The sequence below is a fragment of the Bradyrhizobium sp. SZCCHNS3016 genome, from assembly GCF_032484535.1.
Lineage (GTDB): Bacteria > Pseudomonadota > Alphaproteobacteria > Rhizobiales > Xanthobacteraceae > Bradyrhizobium.
This window is the reverse complement of record NZ_JAUETE010000015.1, coordinates 149,861-164,590: the sequence shown is the minus strand read 5'-3', so window position 1 is coordinate 164,590 and position 14,730 is coordinate 149,861. Positions and strand designations below refer to the sequence as shown.

Here is a 14,730-nt window from a genome sequence, read left to right as displayed (position 1 = left end):
CGCAGCATGACCGCACTCGATGTCGAGGAACGCGCGCTCGCGGCCTATCTCGGCTTTGCCATCGGCGACGCGCTCGGCGCCACCGTCGAGTTCATGACCCGAGGCGAGATCGCCGCGCAATTTGGCGTGCATCGCGACATCATCGGCGGCGGCTGGCTGAAGCTGAAGCCGGGCGAGGTCACCGACGACACCGAGATGTCGCTGGCGCTGGGACGCTCGCTGATCCGCAACGGCGGCTTCGACGCGCGCGACGTCTGCGAGGAGTTCGCGGCGTGGCTCCGGACCGGGCCGGCCGATGTCGGCAACACCTGCCGCCGCGGCATCCGCCGTTACGTCATGCACGGCACGGTCGAAGGCGTCTATGCCGAAGGCGACGCCGGCAATGGCGCGGCGATGCGCGTGCTGCCAGTGGCGCTCGCGACGCTCGAAGCACCGGACAACGCCGAGACGTGGACGCTGGCGCAGGCACGCGCCACGCACCATCATCCGCTGTCGGACGACGCCTGCGTTGCGCTGGTGCGCATGACTCATGCCTTGCTGCAGGGTGAGGGCCAGGACGCCGTCCGCCGCGAAGCCGAAGCTCTGATCGGCAAGCACCGCGCCTTCAGCTTCGTCCCCTACCCCGGACAGAGCTCGGCCTTCATCGTCGACACCATGCAGACCGTGCTGCACCACTATCTCGCCATCGACTCGTTCACAGAGTGCCTGGTGCAGACTGTCAACCAGGGCGGCGACGCCGACACGACGGGCGCTCTCGCGGGCATGCTGGCCGGCGCCACCTATGGGCTGGCGGCCATTCCTGCGCGCTGGCGCGACGGGCTCGACCGCGACGTGGCTGCAGCCATTCGCGCGCAGGTGCCGCGGCTGCTGGAAATCGCGCGCGCGCCTCGGTTCTGATGTCTTGGACCAATGGCATCCAGACTTCGCAGAGTGTGCCGGTCGTGGCGGATCGGCTCCGACCGATCGTCATCTCAGCCACAGCTCTCAACCATTCTGCGCCAACACCTCGTGCAGCGCGTCCGTCAGCCGCGCGAGCTCCGTCTCCGAGCCGATGGTGATACGCAGATAGTCCGCGATCCGCGGGGCGGTGAAATGGCGGACGAGCACGGCGCGCTGGCGCAAGGCCGTGGCCAGCGCCTGGCCGGAATGATCAGGATGACGAACGAAGACGAAATTGGCGCTGGACGGCAGGACCTCGAAGCCGAGACGGACCAGCGCTGCCGTGAGGTCGGCGCGGTTCTGCATGATGGCCACGCGCGCCTGTTGGAAATGCGCGTCGTCCTCGATCGAGGCGATCGCCCCAGCCTGCGCGGGACGGCCGAGCGGGTAGGAGTTGAAGCTGTCCTTGACCCGCGTCAGGCCTTCGATCAGGCCGGCGGCGCCGATCGCATAGCCCACCCGCAGCCCGGCCAGGGCGCGCGACTTCGACATGGTCTGGACGACCAGCAGGTTGGGATGCTCGCGGATCAGCGGGATTGCCGTCTCGGCGCCGAAATCGACATAGGCCTCGTCGATGACGACGGCCGCATCGCTGTGGGCAGCAGCCAGCCGTGCGATCTCGGCACGCGAAAGCGCAATTCCGGTCGGCGCATTCGGATTGGCCACGATCACAGGGCCAGGGCGGTCGACATAATCGTCGATACGCACGCGCATCTCGGCATCGAGCGGAACGGTCGCGTAATCGATTCCGAGCAGCCGGCAGTAGACCGGATAGAAGCTGTAGGTCACGTCGGGGAACAGCAGCGGCGCAGGTTGCTTCAGGAGCGCCGCAAAGGTATGCGCGAGCACCTCGTCCGAGCCGTTGCCGACGAACACCTGCTCGGGTGAGACCTTGTGATAGGCCGCGAGCACCTCGCGCAGCCGCGTTGCCTGGGGATCTGGATAGAGCCGCAAGGTGTCGGCAGCGGCGGCCCGTATGGCCTCGATCGCCTTCGGCGACGGCCCGAACGGGCTCTCATTGGTGTTGAGCTTGACCAAGCCCGGGATCTGCGGCTGCTCGCCAGGAACATAGGGCGACAGCCCATGAACGAGCTCTGACCAGAAGCGACTCAAGATTGTTCTCCTGCGCACCCGAGATCCGCCAATCGACGCATCGACCGGAAGCGATCGACGCACGAATTGAACGTGGCGTGGTTCGTCGGCAACTGGCGCGCCGGGAACGATTCGAACGTCCGACCTTCGGATTGGTAGTTCAGAAACATCGCTTCGCCACGCTATCCGACTGCACGCCACGGCGCAACGATAGCCGCAATAGTCCCTAATTTCGAGGCATTTATCGCACATCTTCGTAGAGCGTCGGAGTCAGGCCCTCGAACTCTCCGATTTGCCAAAGCCGTTTGAAAAGCCGTCTTGGTTTGGATCGCTCGCAGGGCCGACGTCCGAATAAGCCCGCCAATCGGAAACTGTCGAGTCACTGCTTCGAGGCCCCCGGACCGCCGCATGCAGACCGTCATCTCGTCCCGGATCTCGGTGATGCTGCAGGAGCTTCGGCAGCAGGGGCTCAGCCACGGGAGTTGGCGCCATGGCTCGCCCAGGTCGATCGCGCCGCGCCGACCAGGCAGCTTCAGCACGTTCGGCGGCGTCTTCCTGCGCAACGAAACGCGCCCCCAGAACATCGTCCTGCTCACAAGGCTCGCGCGGTCATTGCGGCGAGTTTGGCCTATCCTCTCAGCACTTCCTGGCGCGAACCGCATTGGAAATCATGTCGGCCACCGATCCATCGTGGGCGAAGCCCAGTGCCAACTCGACGCTGGCATCCAACTCGGGATAGCGGCCGAACACCGCCTCGATGCGCGCGTCGGGCGCGAACGATAGGCGCGCGGGGCGCGTAGTTCCGAACAGCTGCGCCAAACCATCTACCACCTCGGCGATCGAGAGACGAAGCGCCGGAAGCTGCAAGGTCCCGCAGACATCGAGCTTTCCGGCGAGGATGAGATTGTCGACGGCGACCTTCGCGGACAACCACCAGGCGGTCGCGTCCGGCGACACCGGACAGACATAGCTTTCGCCTGCGGACAACGCATGCAGCAGCTCGCTCATGAAGGCGGAGCCGAACCCGCTCACGGGTCTGGGCCGTGCGACGATACCGGGCAACCGTAGCGCGATCCCCGACAGCTGTCCGCGCCTTGTGTAATCGGCGAGCGCAATCTCCACCATCCGCTTGTGGGCGCCATAGGTGATCGCCGGCAGTGCCTCCGTCCACGCGCTGACCGGCGCCTGGGAGAGCGCGCCGTAGACCGCGATGCTGCTGGCATAGACCACGCGCGGCCGATGTCGGCTCTGCGCCAGCAGCTGCAGCAGATCCAGCGACGCATCCAGATTGACGCGACGGCCGAGCGCAGGCTCGGCCTCGGCGCGGGCGCCGGGCATGCTGGCAAGATGGAACACGAGGTCGAACGGCGCGGCGCCGAGTTGCTCCAGCACGACCCGGTCGTCGAGGCCGCCTCTGATCCAGGACAGACGCGCACCGGACGCTCCCGGCGGCGCCCCGGCGAGATCGAGTGCGGTGACGTCGGCACCGTCCATCTCGGCCAGCAACCGCCGCAACAGCGCACGACCGATGAAGCCCGCGGCTCCCGTGACCAGGATGCGCATCGTTCAATCCGGCTGATCGGTGTCAGCCGCACGAACCACGCGCTGCGCGATGCGCCCGAACGGACCCGGCCGGCCGTCGGCGAAGCAGGCCTGCATCGTCACCTCGTCGCCGAAGCGCAGGAACGAAGTCCGCGCGTCGCCGTGCTCGATCATCTCGATCGCCCTGACCTCGGCAAGGCAGCTCGATCCGGCGGCGCGATCGGCGTTCGAGACCGTGCCCGAGCCGATGATCGTGCCGGCCGTCAACCGTCGCGTCCGAGCGGCATGGGCGATCAATTGCGGAAACGAGAACGCCATCTCGCGGCCCGATGCCGCGCCGATCCGCTCGCCGTTGCGGTGGACATGGAGGGCCATGTCGAGCCGGCCGTCGCGCCAGGCGTCGCCAACCTCGTCCAGCGTCACGGCAATCGGCGCGAAGCTCGTCGAGGGCTTCGCCTGCAGGAAGCCGAAGCCGGTGCGAACCTCGCGCGCGCCGACCGCGCGCAGGCTCCAATCGTTGATCTGCACCAGCAGCCGGATGCGCTGTGCGGCCGTATCGACGGAGACGGCCATCGGGACGTCGTCGACGACGACGCCGAACTCGCCCTCGAAGTCGATGCCGTCCACCTCCGTCACGAACGGAACATCGTCCTGCGGCCCGAGGAAATCGTCGCTGGCGCCCTGGTACATCACCGGGATGGTGTCGAAGTCGGGGATCGGCGGCTTGTCGAAGGCCACGTCCATCAGCCGTCCGTGATTGAGGAAGGCCGAGCCGTCGCACCATTGCGGCGCGCGCGGCAGTGGTGCGAGGCATCGTGCGGGATCGAACTCCATCACATCGGCAGCCGATCCATCCTCGAGCCTCTCGGCGAGCCGGCGCAACGCAGGCTCGGCCTGCTGCCAGTTCCGCAGCGCCGTGAGGAGATCCGGCGCGACCGCGCTCGCATCGAGCGCGCGCGCCCGATCGCTGGAGATGATGACGAGGCCGCCATCGGGACTGCCGTTCTGATAGGTTGCGAGCTTCATCAGCTGGCCTTGCTCGGGTTGGCTTCGGGACCGAACTTGCCGTCGACCAGGATGAACAGCATCCGGCACGGCTTGTCGCTGCGATTGGCCCAGGCGTGATTGGTGCCGCGCTGAATCACCACGTCGCCTTCCTTGAGATCCGCCGTGCCCTTGTCGAGCACCAAAGTAATCTCGCCGGAGATGACGATGCCATAGTCGACGGTCTCCGTGCGATGCATCAGCGGATGCGGCGATTCCGTCGTCACGGTCGAGGCATGGGGGTCGCCGATCTGGCTGAACGCGGCATTCATGCGCGTCGCGCCGTTGCGGAGAAAGTCCTCGGTGTCCGGCGGAATGTCGACGAAGCGGATGCGGCTGCCATGCGTTGGCGGCGGCAGCCGCAGCGGCCCGATCGTCGGATCGGGACCGTTGTCGATCAGCGCCGGCGTTGCCTGCGTGCTCCAGACCTCGTGGAAGAAGGTGCCGGGGATCGCCGCCAGCTCGGTGACGGTCGGCAAGGCGCCGTCGGACGAGATCACGGCGGCGCCCTGCGCGTCATGGCCGGTGACGACACGGCGGATCTGCGGAAGGGTCATGCGGGACGTCTCCTGGTCAGGCGATTTCGAGAGAGGCGGTGGACGCCGCGCCGCGCGCGACAAACACGCGTGAGAACATCAGGACGGCGGCAGATGAGATGATGACGGCGCCGAGCCCGAGCGCGGGATAGCCGAACAGCTGTACAAGCGTGCCGCCGAGGATGGGGCCGATCGCAGCACCGATCATCAGCATCGCCGGCGTGCCGGCGAGCGCCCGCGCGGTGGGATCGAGGCGCGACAGCAGCCCGAACGCGAAGGTGTGGGTGAAGATCATCACCGCGGCAAAGATCGCGGTCGGAACCGCATAGGTGAGGAAGCCGGAGCCGAAGGTGATGATCACGGCGATCAGCGCCTGGCAGACCGGGCCCGCCAGCAGCACGTGTCGCGCCGGCAGCCGCCGCTCCAGAACCGCGGCAAGCGGCGCCGGCAGCAGGTTCACGAAGCCGAGCGCGATCAGCACGCCCGTCACCGCGTCAGCACCGAAGCCGCGGTCAGCCCCGATCCGCTCGATGAAGCTGAACAGCATCGCCTGGGTCAGCGCCATGCAGCTGATGCCGGCAATGCCGAACCAGACGGCGCGCGGCAGGTGGCTGACTTCGGCGATCAGATCCTCGTCACTGCGCACCACGCCCTTCGGAAATGACAGCGCCGCCGCCAGCGCCGCGACCGCCATCACGCCGGCAAACACGACGAACAAGGCCTGGCCGCCGAAGCTCGCCACGAGATTGGGCGTCATGCCGAGAAAGAGAATCGCAAACACACCGAGCGCCATCCCGACGATGGCGAACAGGCGGTGCGGGTTGTCGCTGCGTGCGATGGTGCCGTGGGTGAAGCTCAGCCCGCAGGCCGCTGTTGCGCCGCCCAGCGTGTGCAGGATCGCCAGCAGCGAAAACTCCGATGTCCGGCTCGCGGCCAGGAACACCAGCGCGGCCGCGGCATAGCCCGCAGCCGCCGCCAGCCGGGCGTTCATGCGGTTGAGGCGGGGTGCGAAGAACAGGCTGCTGAGCACGGCGCCCAGCAGGAACAGCGTGGCCAGCAGTCCCGCCTGCTGCGGGCTGAACCTGTAGCGCTCGATCAGCGCGCCCACCCAGACCGGCAGCGCGACGAGATCGACCATCCCGGCGCAATGCGCGACCATCAGGGCGATGCGTCCGCGCCACGTCTCCGTCGTCACCGTCATTGCTTCCTCCCCGTTGATGATGTTGTTTGTTGATGTTGTTGGCTCAGATCGGCTGCGTCAGCCCGACGATCGACTCGCGCATGATCCTGGCGTGTTCCGCCTTGTCGCCGTTCTCCATCTCGATGCGGCAGAGCTGCGCGGAGTTCTCGATCACCATGCGGCAGCGCTCCCAGCGGCGCGCATGGAAGCGGTCGAACGCCTCCTGCAGGGTCGTCGCGCGAGCCAGCTCCTCGGCCAGCACGATGCCGCTCTCGATGCCGATGCCCGCACCGGAGGCGAGGTGAGGCGTGGTCGCGGCCACGGTGTCGCCGATCAGGATGACGCGGCCGCGATTCCACGGCGCCGGCACCAGCAGGTTGGCGAGCGGCCGATAGTCGATGGCGGCGTCGGGAGCGAACAGATGCGCCCGCAGCGCCACCAGCACGGGATCACTGAACGGCGCCAGCAGGTCCGCGACCAGTTGCGGCCAGGACGCGCGCTCGGCCTGGAGCTTTTCCGGCCGCGCCTCCGTCACGAACATATACATGTGGCTCGGCGACACCGGGTTGACGCCGGCCTTGACCGCACCGCCCAGCCACATCCGCGGACGCACGATGTCCGCCGGCCGCGGCAGCACGGCGCGCCACACCACCTGGCCGATATATTGCGGCGGCTTGACCTCAGGAAACAGCAGCGCCCGCGTCTTCGAATGCACGCCGTCGGCGGCCACGACGAGATCGTAGCGGCCTGTCGTGCCATCGGTGAAGGCAACCTCGACATCGCCGTCGTGCTGCGTGATCTGCGTGTAGGTGCATCCGACCCGCACGCCGACGCCGGCGGCGCGCGTCGCATCGGCGAGGATGCGGCCGAGCTCGGGCCGCATGATTCCGCCGCCGCCGGGTACATCCGATCCTGCGGCCTTCGGTGTGGGGATCTCGCCGATCCGATGCCCGGATGGCGTGACCAGATCGACGCCATCCGCCGTGTAGCCGCGCCGCGCGAACTCCGCAAACACGCCGATCGTCTCAAGCGCGCGCAACGTCGGCCCGCTGACCGTGATGCCGGCGCCTTCCGGCCGCCAGTTCGGATCGACCTCGACGAGATCGACGTCGATGCCCGCCTTCCGCATCTGGATCGACGCGGCCATGCCGGAAAACCCGCCCCCGATCGTCAGCACCCTGCTCACCACTGCCATGGTGCTTCCCCTCCTCTGCAGTCCGCCCTTGCGAGCGTGTTATGACTTCACGAACAGCTCGCCGTCGACGACGACGAGCTCGAGACGGCTCAGCCGCTCACCGCGGCACGGCCCCTGCACGCACAACCCGGTGTCGGGCATGAACTCGGCGCCGTGCGCGTGACAGACGATGCGCGTGCCCTCGGCGTTGAGATACGCATCCCTGCGCCAGGCCATCGGCGCACCATTGATATGCGGACAGGCATTGCGCCAGCCATGCAGCCGCCCTTGCCGTCGCACGACGAACAGGCTGTCCTGCCCCTCATCGTCGGGATCGAAGCCGCGCGACTGCGCCTCGCCGATCTCATCGGCGCGACACAGCCGGAGCCATCGCGACGGCCCCGCCTCACGCGTAGTCGCCATTCTCGGGAATTCCGGGGCCGGGATACCATTTCTTGCGCATCTTCAGCAGGAAGGCCTGCGAGTTGTCGGCCGACGCCGTCGCCTCGCGCGGCTGCCAGCTCGCATCATGCTGGTCCATGTCGGCGTCCATCTCGATGTGGCAGCCGAACGGACTGTTGAAGTACCAGAACCAGTTCGATCCCAGGATGTGACGGCCCGGCCCCCAGAACGCCTGATAGCCTTTCTCGACGAAGCGATAGCCGTTGGTGATCATGTCCGACGGGCCGCCGAAGTGGAACGTGAAGTGCTCGACGCCGTGCATGTGCGGTGGCGCGCCGATCAGGAAATGGGTGTGGTGGTCGAGCGAGCCGCCGGGCTGCAGGAACGGCCCGGTCCCGGTGAAGCGGTCGGTGCAGCGGAAGCCGAGCCGGTTGACGTAGAAGGCCTCGGCCTTCACCACGTCGGGCACGAAATAGACGACGTGCGACAGCGATCGCGGACGGATCACGCTGCCCGGCGGCGGCACGCCGAGACTGTTGATCGGCCGGAACACCACGCCGCCCGGGGCATTCGAGATCTCGCCCGGCAGCACGAAAGGCCGGCGTGCCGTCAGTTGGAAGCCGATCACGAAGCCGGAATCGTCGATGGATTCGAGCGAGCCATCGGAGAAACGGCGCACCTCGCGGTCGCGCCGCAGCTCGGCGGTGATCGCCCCCAGCGTCGCCTCGTCGGCGACGCCCATCACCGTCTTGCGCAGACGGCAGCCCGGCACGGGTCCCGGTGGCAGCGCCGGATCATCCTGCCGCGCGATCACCACGGCGGTGCCGTCGATCGCCTCGAAGCGGCCGCCACGATCGGACACGTCGACGGGCGTCAGCCCGTAATCGACGAGGAAGCGCGCCGCGCCTCTCACGTCGTCGACCCCGAATACCAAGCTCTCCAAACCAATGATCTTCATCATCCGCTCCTTGATGCCCGATCTCAGGCGATGCGTGCGCCCAGCGTCTCCGCCACCCAGTCCGCGATGTAGTGGCCGGCATTGATGCTGTTGTCGAAGCTCGCATGCTGGGCGCCGCCTTCACGCGCGGTGAAGATCTTCAGCTCGCGCCTGGGCGAATTGACCAGCTGCTCATAGGTCCGCTCGGCCCAATGCAGCGGAATCTGCGAGTCCTTCTCGCCATGCGTCACCAGGAACGGCACCTTGATACGGTCGAGAATGCCGTCGAGGTGAACCTGCTCGGCAATCTGCATGAAGTCGTCTTGATCCCTGGCGCCCCACACCCAGCGCACATGCGCCCAATAATGCGGGACCGGAAAATTGCCTTCCTTCTGCAGCCGCTTCTTCTGCACGTCGCGCCAATCATGATTGGCGCCCCAGGCGACGCCGCAGGCGAAACGCGGCTCGAACGCGACGGCGCGTGGGCAGTAATAGCCGCCGAGCGAGACGCCTTCGAGACCGATGCGCTTCGGGTCGACGTCACCGCGGGTTTCCAGCCAGTCGACGACGCGGGAGGCCCAGTGCTCGCTGTCGTAACGTGCCGTGAGTCCCTGCAGCCGCAGCGCCTCGCCCGATCCGGGCTGGTCGATCACCAGAGACGACACGCCGCGCCTGGCAAGCCAGGCCGGCAGGCCGACGCGGTATTTCATCTCCTTGGTCGAATCCAGGCCGTTGACCTGCACCAGCAGCGGCGCCGGCCCGTCGCAGCCTTCCGCACGGACCATGAGACCGGCGATGTGGGTGCCTTCATAGGGGATCTCGACGCGCTCGCAGTTCTCCCGCGCCAGCGCAATGCCCTTGGCGAACACATCGAGACACTTCCGGTACAGCGCCAGACGTCCCGGCGCATCGTGGGCCTGCAGACGCTCACAGGTGATGAGATAGCTCGCCGCGCGGCCATATTTCTCGCCGGCCGACAGCAGCCGTCCCTTCGCCTCGTCCTCGGCGGCGAGCGCACAGAGCTTGTCCGCCATCCGCGCCCAGGTCTCGCGAAACGCCTGCGTCCCGCTGGCATCGGGCTGCCGCGCCGCCTCCTGCAGCGGCGCGCACATCTCCTCGATCTCGCCGATCCGGGCCCCCATCTCGATCGCGAGATCGACCGAGAGATTCCAGACGTAGTTGGTCGGAAAATACTTGAACATGATTGCACTCGCGACACGCGGACCGGCCACGCGTCCCCTCGACGTTTCTTCCCGGGGTCCGGCATAGCCCCGTTTGACCATTTCGAAAAATTGATTATCAAGATCGTTCGCATTGATCTTCTGAATACATCGAGCGGGGGACCCGGCGATGCGCTTCAACAACAAGTTCGATCTCAATCTGCTGGTCGCGCTCGACCATCTGCTGCACCTGCGCAGCGTCAGCGGCGCCGCCGCGCGCATGAACATGACGCAGTCGGCCATGAGCAACGCCTTGCTGCGTCTGCGAACCTATTTCGACGACGAGTTGCTGGTGAAGATCGGCCGCAAGATGGAGCTGACGCCGCGGGCGGAGGTGCTGAAGGACTCGATCAGGGACCTTCTGGTGCGGGTAGATTGGGCCATCGCGTCGTCTGCCCAATTCGATCCGGCTCAATCCGATCGCTGCTTCAAGATCCTGGCGTCGGACTACACGCTGGTGACGCTGATCCCTCGGCTGCTCGCGCGCAGCGAGGCCCTCGCGCCCAGGATCCGCTTCGACTTCATACAGCAGGTGCAGCGGCCGGAGCGCGCGCTCGAGCGCGGCGATGTCGACCTGCTGATCATCCCGGAGGAGTTCAGCTCCAAGCTGCACCCGTCCGAAGTCATCTTCGAGGACGATTTCTGCGTCATCGCCTGGAGCAAGGGGAAGTATGGCAGGGGCAAGCTATCGCGGCACGACTTCGCCAACGCATCCCACGTCGTGATGCGGCCAGCGATCGCGGCGCAATCGCTCGAAACCTTTTACCTGGAGCAGCGCAACACCAGCCGCAGCGAGGACGTCTCGGTCTACGCGTTCACCGCGATCCCGCATCTCGTCGTCGGCACGAACCGGATCGCCACCGTGCACCGGCGGCTCGCCACCGCCGCGCAGCGCAGCATGCCGATTCGGGTCATCGAGTTGCCGATCACGCTGCCGGTTCTGCGCCAGCGCGTGCAGTGGCACCGCTATCGCTCCAACGACGCCGGCTTGCTGTGGCTGCGCAAACTGATGCACGAGGTCGTGGCCGAGTTGCGGTGATCGCCGTCGGCCAGTGCTCATGAAAACGGCCGGCGCAGGACGCCGGCCGCTGGTCGTTGGCGCGCGGGCTGCGCCGATCAGCGCCTGACCGGTCCGGCCCCCGCCGGCGGCGCGGGTACCCAGAGCGGGAATGCCAGGTTGGCCCAGACCGTATCGCCACGGCTGCCGTTCTCGACGTAGAACGTGTGCTGGTAGTTCACGTTGATCTGAAAAGGTCCAGCATTATAGGTCAGCGACGGGCCGGCGTTGAGCGAGCGCAACCGGTTGCCGTCCTGCACCCCGGCGAAATTGAATGCCTTGACGCCGTTGACCTTGTCGTCCTGATACTGATGCGTATAGCCACCGACCACGCCGAGCTTCCAGGCGCCGATATTGTAGCCGGCGTTGAAGTCGACCATCAGCGCATCGCCGCTGCGGTACTGCTGGGTCAGCTGCGTGAAGGCGTTGACCGAGTCGTTGTTGGTGCCATTGAGCAGCAGACGAGGCGAGACGGCGAATTCGAAGCCCTTCGGATCGGCATAGCGATAGGCGAGAACGGGCGAGATCGTGGTGTAGTTCGTTCCGACATTGAGCGGCTGCCGCGCCGAATAGGTGCCCGTGTTGGGCATGAGGTCGAGGCCGACCGTGAAGGTCTGCACGGGCGACAACGCCCAGCTCAGGATGATCGGCGAGAAGGTGATGTTTGCAAGGCCATTCGCCTGGAACGATCCGCCGGGATTGGTGCTTTCGAGGTGGACGAATGGTACTACAAGCTGCGAATAGACGTGAGCCCCGAAAAATTCGCCGGGATAGCTGGCGAGAAACCGCATCGTCTCCGACACGGCAGAGAGCTTGAAGTTGATCGGCAACTTGTTGCCCTGCCCATCGTACAGGCCACTGGCGCTGGTGTAGCTGGTCTGGCTGATCGCGAACAGGCCGGGGATCGGCGGGAACGACGCAATGAACACGCCGGGCGAGCCCGCTGGATAGTTCGTCGCCGCGTTCTCGGCGGCACACGCGCCCTGGATCATTCCGGCCAGAATCAACGCGACGGAAACGGACCGATTCAGTCCTCTCGTCATAAATTCCCCCCCCCCTTGGCGGCGCGTTTTCTTTTGAAGCGAGCTTGCCTTCGAGCGGCTCTCGTGGCGACGCGCCCCCGCCCGGCCGATCGCCTTATTGATGAGCGATCCCGGATCATTCGTAAAATTGATCGTTTTAATCTGAGATATTTACAGGGTCGATATGTCGGCCTGGCGCTGACGTTTCGGGGTGCGCCTCCTGGTCCAAGCCGATCCTTTTCCTCGCGCGCCCGATCGAGGGCGACTGGCCCTATCTGTGGATCGACGCCCCCCCGCTCACCGCAACCGAGACGATGCGGCCGTTCTGGCGCACTTTGACGTAGGGCGGACGTGGTGTGATCCGGTTGAACTCCGCTCACGCGTTCTGCAACAGCATCAAATCTGGATCATGAATGCTTTGGCTTCGGACGCGACGATCGTGAAGACGCGCATCGCGCCGGTCATGGAGCGATCGAGATCTGGTGAGGCCCAGCCGGCTGACGTCATCTCTGGCTGACGCTCGCATAATCACACCCGGTCGTCAGAAGTCTGCGACCTTCGTCGCCCTGTGGCGCGCGAAGCGCTCCGGTGCATAGGGCTTGGGATCGACGATCGGCGTGGCAGCGGTGAGGAGATCGGCGATGAGATGGCCGGCGCCGGGTCCGATGCCGAAACCGTGGCCGCTGAAGCCGGCGGCAACGATCAGGCCGGGCAGCGCGGCGAGCTCGCCGATCACAGGCACGCCGTCCGGCGTGGAGTCGATGTAGCTCGCCCAGGTCGCCCTGACCTCGCTCTGCTTCAACGCCGGCAGCAGTTCGAGCGCGCGCGCATGGGTGAGGCGGATCGTCGCCTGGTCAGGCTTCGGATCGAGGATGCGGGTGTACTCCATCGGCGTCGGCTCATCGAGCCGCCAGCGGCCGAGCGTCTCGTGGCCGGAACGCAGACCTTCGAGCCCGCCCGGCAGCAGGCTGCGCCAGCGCTTGGCGAACATCGGCAGGAACTGGGGCGCGAAGCGCAGCTGCTGCAAGGTCGGATCGACGCGACCCCGCCCACTGATGGCGAGGGTGTGGCCGCCATCGCCGCGGCGGGTAATCGAGACGGCCGCGGTGTGCAGAGCGGGCAGCAGCGGCTCCGCGGACGGAGACAGCGCGAGCGCCGAGGCACGAATCGAGGCAATGGGGAGCGCGACACCGAGCTGACGGCAGAATGACGAAGCCCACGCGCCCGCCGAGAGCACCCCGAGATTGGTCCGGATGATACCACGCTCGGTAACAACGGCCGACAGCCGGCCGCCGCTGGTCTCGACACCGCGCACGGCGCACATCTGGTGCACCGAGCCGCCCTGCTTCAGGATCGCGCGCGCCACGGCGGGCGCGGCGTCCGCGGGGCTGGCGGTGCCGTCGGTCGGCGAGAATACGCCGCCCTTCCAGCTGCGCCCGGTGGCCGCGCCGCGCAGGGTGGCCTGCCGGCTGTCGAGCATATGCGTGGTGACGCCGGCGGTCTTCGCAAACTCGCCCCAGCGCGCCCAGCCCGCGAGTTCTGCCTCGTCATTGCTGAGATAGAACAGGCCACAGCGCGAGAAGCCGGTCGCCTCGCCGCTCTCGGCGGCGAAGCGCTCCCACAGATCGAGGCTCAAGGTCGCCATCGGCAGCTCGCGCGCATCGCGGTTCTGCTGCCGGCACCAACCCCAGTTGCGGCTCGACTGCTCGGCGCCGATGCGGCCCTTTTCGATCAGGGCCACCGAAAGCCCGCGGCGGGCGAGGTCATAGGCCGTGAACACGCCGACGATGCCGCCGCCGATGACCACGGCATCTGCACGTTCGGGCAGAGTGGAGGATGTTTCGACGTGCACCAATGGTGCGGGCATGCACTTTCTCCGGCTCTCGGCGGCCTCAGGTTAGAGCGGTATCCGGCACGGCGGGAGCCGGATTTGACGGCCGGACGGCATTTGATTCTGCCGACAACTGCCCTGCCGGTGCATTGTTTTGCATTGCATAATTTTGACGATCACGGCCCCATTCTTGCTTTGCGGAAGTTCCGATGGCCCAATGGCGGCATTTTCTGCTGTAATGGGGCCCGCACGCGTCGTCACACGGGACCCCGGCTTCATGAAGCTCGATCGCATCGACATCAAAATCCTGCACGAGCTGCAGAAGAACGGCCGCGTCACCAATGTCGAGCTGGCCGAGCTGGTCAACCTGTCGCCGAGCCCCTGCCTGATGCGGGTGAAGAAGCTGCAGGCGGAAGGCTACATCGAAGGCTATTCGGCGCAGATCTGCGTCTCCAAGCTCGGCCAGACATTGACCGTCTTCACCGAGGTCACCCTGAAGAACCACCGCCAGATCGACTTCGCCCGCTTTCTCGCCGCGGTGGAGAAGATCGACCAGGTGATCGAGTGCCACCTCGTCTCGGGCGGCTACGACTACATGATGAAGTTCGTGACCGCGGGGATCGGCGAATATCAGACCATCATGGAGCGACTGACCGACATGGACATCGGCATCGAGAAATATTTCAGCTTCGTCGTGCTCAAGTCGCCGATCGTGAAGCCCTATCTGCCGCTGACCAGCCTATTCGAGGTCTAG

The 14,730-nt window shown here is 66.3% G+C and carries 14 protein-coding genes and 1 tRNA gene; 3 read left to right on the top strand and 12 right to left on the bottom strand.

The annotated features are described in order from the left end of the window. Positions 1 to 6: 6 nt before the first annotated feature. Complete coding sequence (gene draG / locus QW881_RS26005) at positions 7 to 897, top strand: ADP-ribosyl-[dinitrogen reductase] hydrolase (RefSeq protein ID WP_315753723.1); 891 nt, start codon at positions 7 to 9, stop codon at positions 895 to 897. Between the two features lie 87 nt (positions 898 to 984). On the opposite strand, the gene hisC is transcribed toward draG, so the two are convergent. The 10 genes from hisC to QW881_RS25955 all read right to left on the bottom strand — a co-directional run bounded on the left by hisC (position 985) and on the right by QW881_RS25955 (position 10,048). Next, complete coding sequence (gene hisC / locus QW881_RS26000) at positions 985 to 2,052, bottom strand: histidinol-phosphate transaminase (protein ID WP_315753725.1); 1,068 nt, start codon at positions 2,050 to 2,052, stop codon at positions 985 to 987. 93 nt (positions 2,053 to 2,145) lie between these two features. Then, a tRNA-Gly gene (locus tag QW881_RS25995) sits at positions 2,146 to 2,237 on the bottom strand. Between the two features lie 430 nt (positions 2,238 to 2,667). Then, positions 2,668 to 3,594 (bottom strand): NAD-dependent epimerase/dehydratase family protein, encoded by a 927-nt coding sequence (locus QW881_RS25990; RefSeq protein WP_315753727.1) that lies wholly within the window; start codon positions 3,592 to 3,594, stop codon positions 2,668 to 2,670. Positions 3,595 to 3,597: 3 nt separating this feature from the next. Further along, complete coding sequence (locus QW881_RS25985) at positions 3,598 to 4,599, bottom strand: fumarylacetoacetate hydrolase family protein (protein WP_315753729.1); 1,002 nt, start codon at positions 4,597 to 4,599, stop codon at positions 3,598 to 3,600. Then, entirely contained in the window at positions 4,599 to 5,174 is a 576-nt protein-coding gene (locus QW881_RS25980; RefSeq protein ID WP_315753731.1) for a cupin domain-containing protein, read from the bottom strand. Before QW881_RS25980 ends, QW881_RS25985 begins: the two co-directional genes overlap by 1 nt. Positions 5,175 to 5,190: 16 nt before the next feature. Beyond that, entirely contained in the window at positions 5,191 to 6,348 is a 1,158-nt protein-coding gene (locus QW881_RS25975) for an MFS transporter (protein ID WP_315753973.1), read from the bottom strand. A 49-nt stretch (positions 6,349 to 6,397) separates the two neighbouring features. Further along, positions 6,398 to 7,528: an FAD-dependent oxidoreductase gene (locus tag QW881_RS25970; protein ID WP_315753733.1), complete on the bottom strand. Its 1,131-nt coding sequence runs from the start codon at positions 7,526 to 7,528 to the stop codon at positions 6,398 to 6,400. Between the two features lie 39 nt (positions 7,529 to 7,567). Next, a complete protein-coding gene (locus QW881_RS25965; RefSeq protein ID WP_315753735.1) occupies positions 7,568 to 7,930 on the bottom strand; it encodes a Rieske (2Fe-2S) protein in 363 nt (120 codons plus the stop codon). Beyond that, entirely contained in the window at positions 7,914 to 8,867 is a 954-nt protein-coding gene (locus QW881_RS25960; RefSeq protein WP_315753738.1) for a VOC family protein, read from the bottom strand. The genes QW881_RS25965 and QW881_RS25960 overlap by 17 nt, the downstream gene beginning before the upstream one ends. A gap of 23 nt (positions 8,868 to 8,890) precedes the next feature. Then, positions 8,891 to 10,048 carry an alpha/beta hydrolase family protein gene (locus tag QW881_RS25955; protein WP_315753740.1) on the bottom strand — a complete coding sequence of 386 codons (1,158 nt, stop codon included), beginning with the start codon at positions 10,046 to 10,048 and terminating at the stop codon, positions 8,891 to 8,893. Positions 10,049 to 10,196: 148 nt separating this feature from the next. Between QW881_RS25955 and QW881_RS25950 the strand changes: the two genes are divergently transcribed. Further along, positions 10,197 to 11,105, top strand: coding sequence for a LysR family transcriptional regulator (locus tag QW881_RS25950; RefSeq protein ID WP_315753742.1), 909 nt, complete (start codon positions 10,197 to 10,199; stop codon positions 11,103 to 11,105). Positions 11,106 to 11,182: 77 nt separating this feature from the next. Here QW881_RS25950 and QW881_RS25945 read toward each other — a convergent pair whose 3' ends face one another. Both QW881_RS25945 and QW881_RS25940 read right to left on the bottom strand, forming a co-directional pair. Further along, a complete protein-coding gene (locus QW881_RS25945; protein ID WP_315753744.1) occupies positions 11,183 to 12,166 on the bottom strand; it encodes a transporter in 984 nt (327 codons plus the stop codon). A gap of 520 nt (positions 12,167 to 12,686) precedes the next feature. Further along, on the bottom strand, positions 12,687 to 14,012 hold the full coding sequence (locus QW881_RS25940; RefSeq protein WP_315753746.1) for an FAD-binding oxidoreductase: 1,326 nt from the start codon (positions 14,010 to 14,012) through the stop codon (positions 12,687 to 12,689). Between the two features lie 241 nt (positions 14,013 to 14,253). On the opposite strand from QW881_RS25940, the gene QW881_RS25935 reads away from it, so the two are divergent. Then, positions 14,254 to 14,730, top strand: coding sequence for an Lrp/AsnC family transcriptional regulator (locus tag QW881_RS25935; RefSeq protein ID WP_315753748.1), 477 nt, complete (start codon positions 14,254 to 14,256; stop codon positions 14,728 to 14,730).

Excerpts from the sequence above, each read along its gene's own strand:
- draG (WP_315753723.1), top strand. The coding sequence starts at position 7 with ATGACCGCACTCGATGTCGAGGAACGCGCGCTCGCGGCCTATCTCGGC.
- QW881_RS25990 (WP_315753727.1), bottom strand. The coding sequence starts at position 3,594 with ATGCGCATCCTGGTCACGGGAGCCGCGGGCTTCATCGGTCGTGCGCTG.
- QW881_RS25985 (WP_315753729.1), bottom strand. The coding sequence starts at position 4,599 with ATGAAGCTCGCAACCTATCAGAACGGCAGTCCCGATGGCGGCCTCGTC.
- QW881_RS25980 (WP_315753731.1), bottom strand. The coding sequence starts at position 5,174 with ATGACCCTTCCGCAGATCCGCCGTGTCGTCACCGGCCATGACGCGCAG.
- QW881_RS25970 (WP_315753733.1), bottom strand. The coding sequence starts at position 7,528 with ATGGCAGTGGTGAGCAGGGTGCTGACGATCGGGGGCGGGTTTTCCGGC.
- QW881_RS25965 (WP_315753735.1), bottom strand. The coding sequence starts at position 7,930 with ATGGCGACTACGCGTGAGGCGGGGCCGTCGCGATGGCTCCGGCTGTGT.
- QW881_RS25960 (WP_315753738.1), bottom strand. The coding sequence starts at position 8,867 with ATGAAGATCATTGGTTTGGAGAGCTTGGTATTCGGGGTCGACGACGTG.
- QW881_RS25955 (WP_315753740.1), bottom strand. The coding sequence starts at position 10,048 with ATGTTCAAGTATTTTCCGACCAACTACGTCTGGAATCTCTCGGTCGAT.
- QW881_RS25950 (WP_315753742.1), top strand. The coding sequence starts at position 10,197 with ATGCGCTTCAACAACAAGTTCGATCTCAATCTGCTGGTCGCGCTCGAC.
- QW881_RS25945 (WP_315753744.1), bottom strand. The coding sequence starts at position 12,166 with ATGACGAGAGGACTGAATCGGTCCGTTTCCGTCGCGTTGATTCTGGCC.
- QW881_RS25940 (WP_315753746.1), bottom strand. The coding sequence starts at position 14,012 with ATGCCCGCACCATTGGTGCACGTCGAAACATCCTCCACTCTGCCCGAA.
- QW881_RS25935 (WP_315753748.1), top strand. The coding sequence starts at position 14,254 with ATGAAGCTCGATCGCATCGACATCAAAATCCTGCACGAGCTGCAGAAG.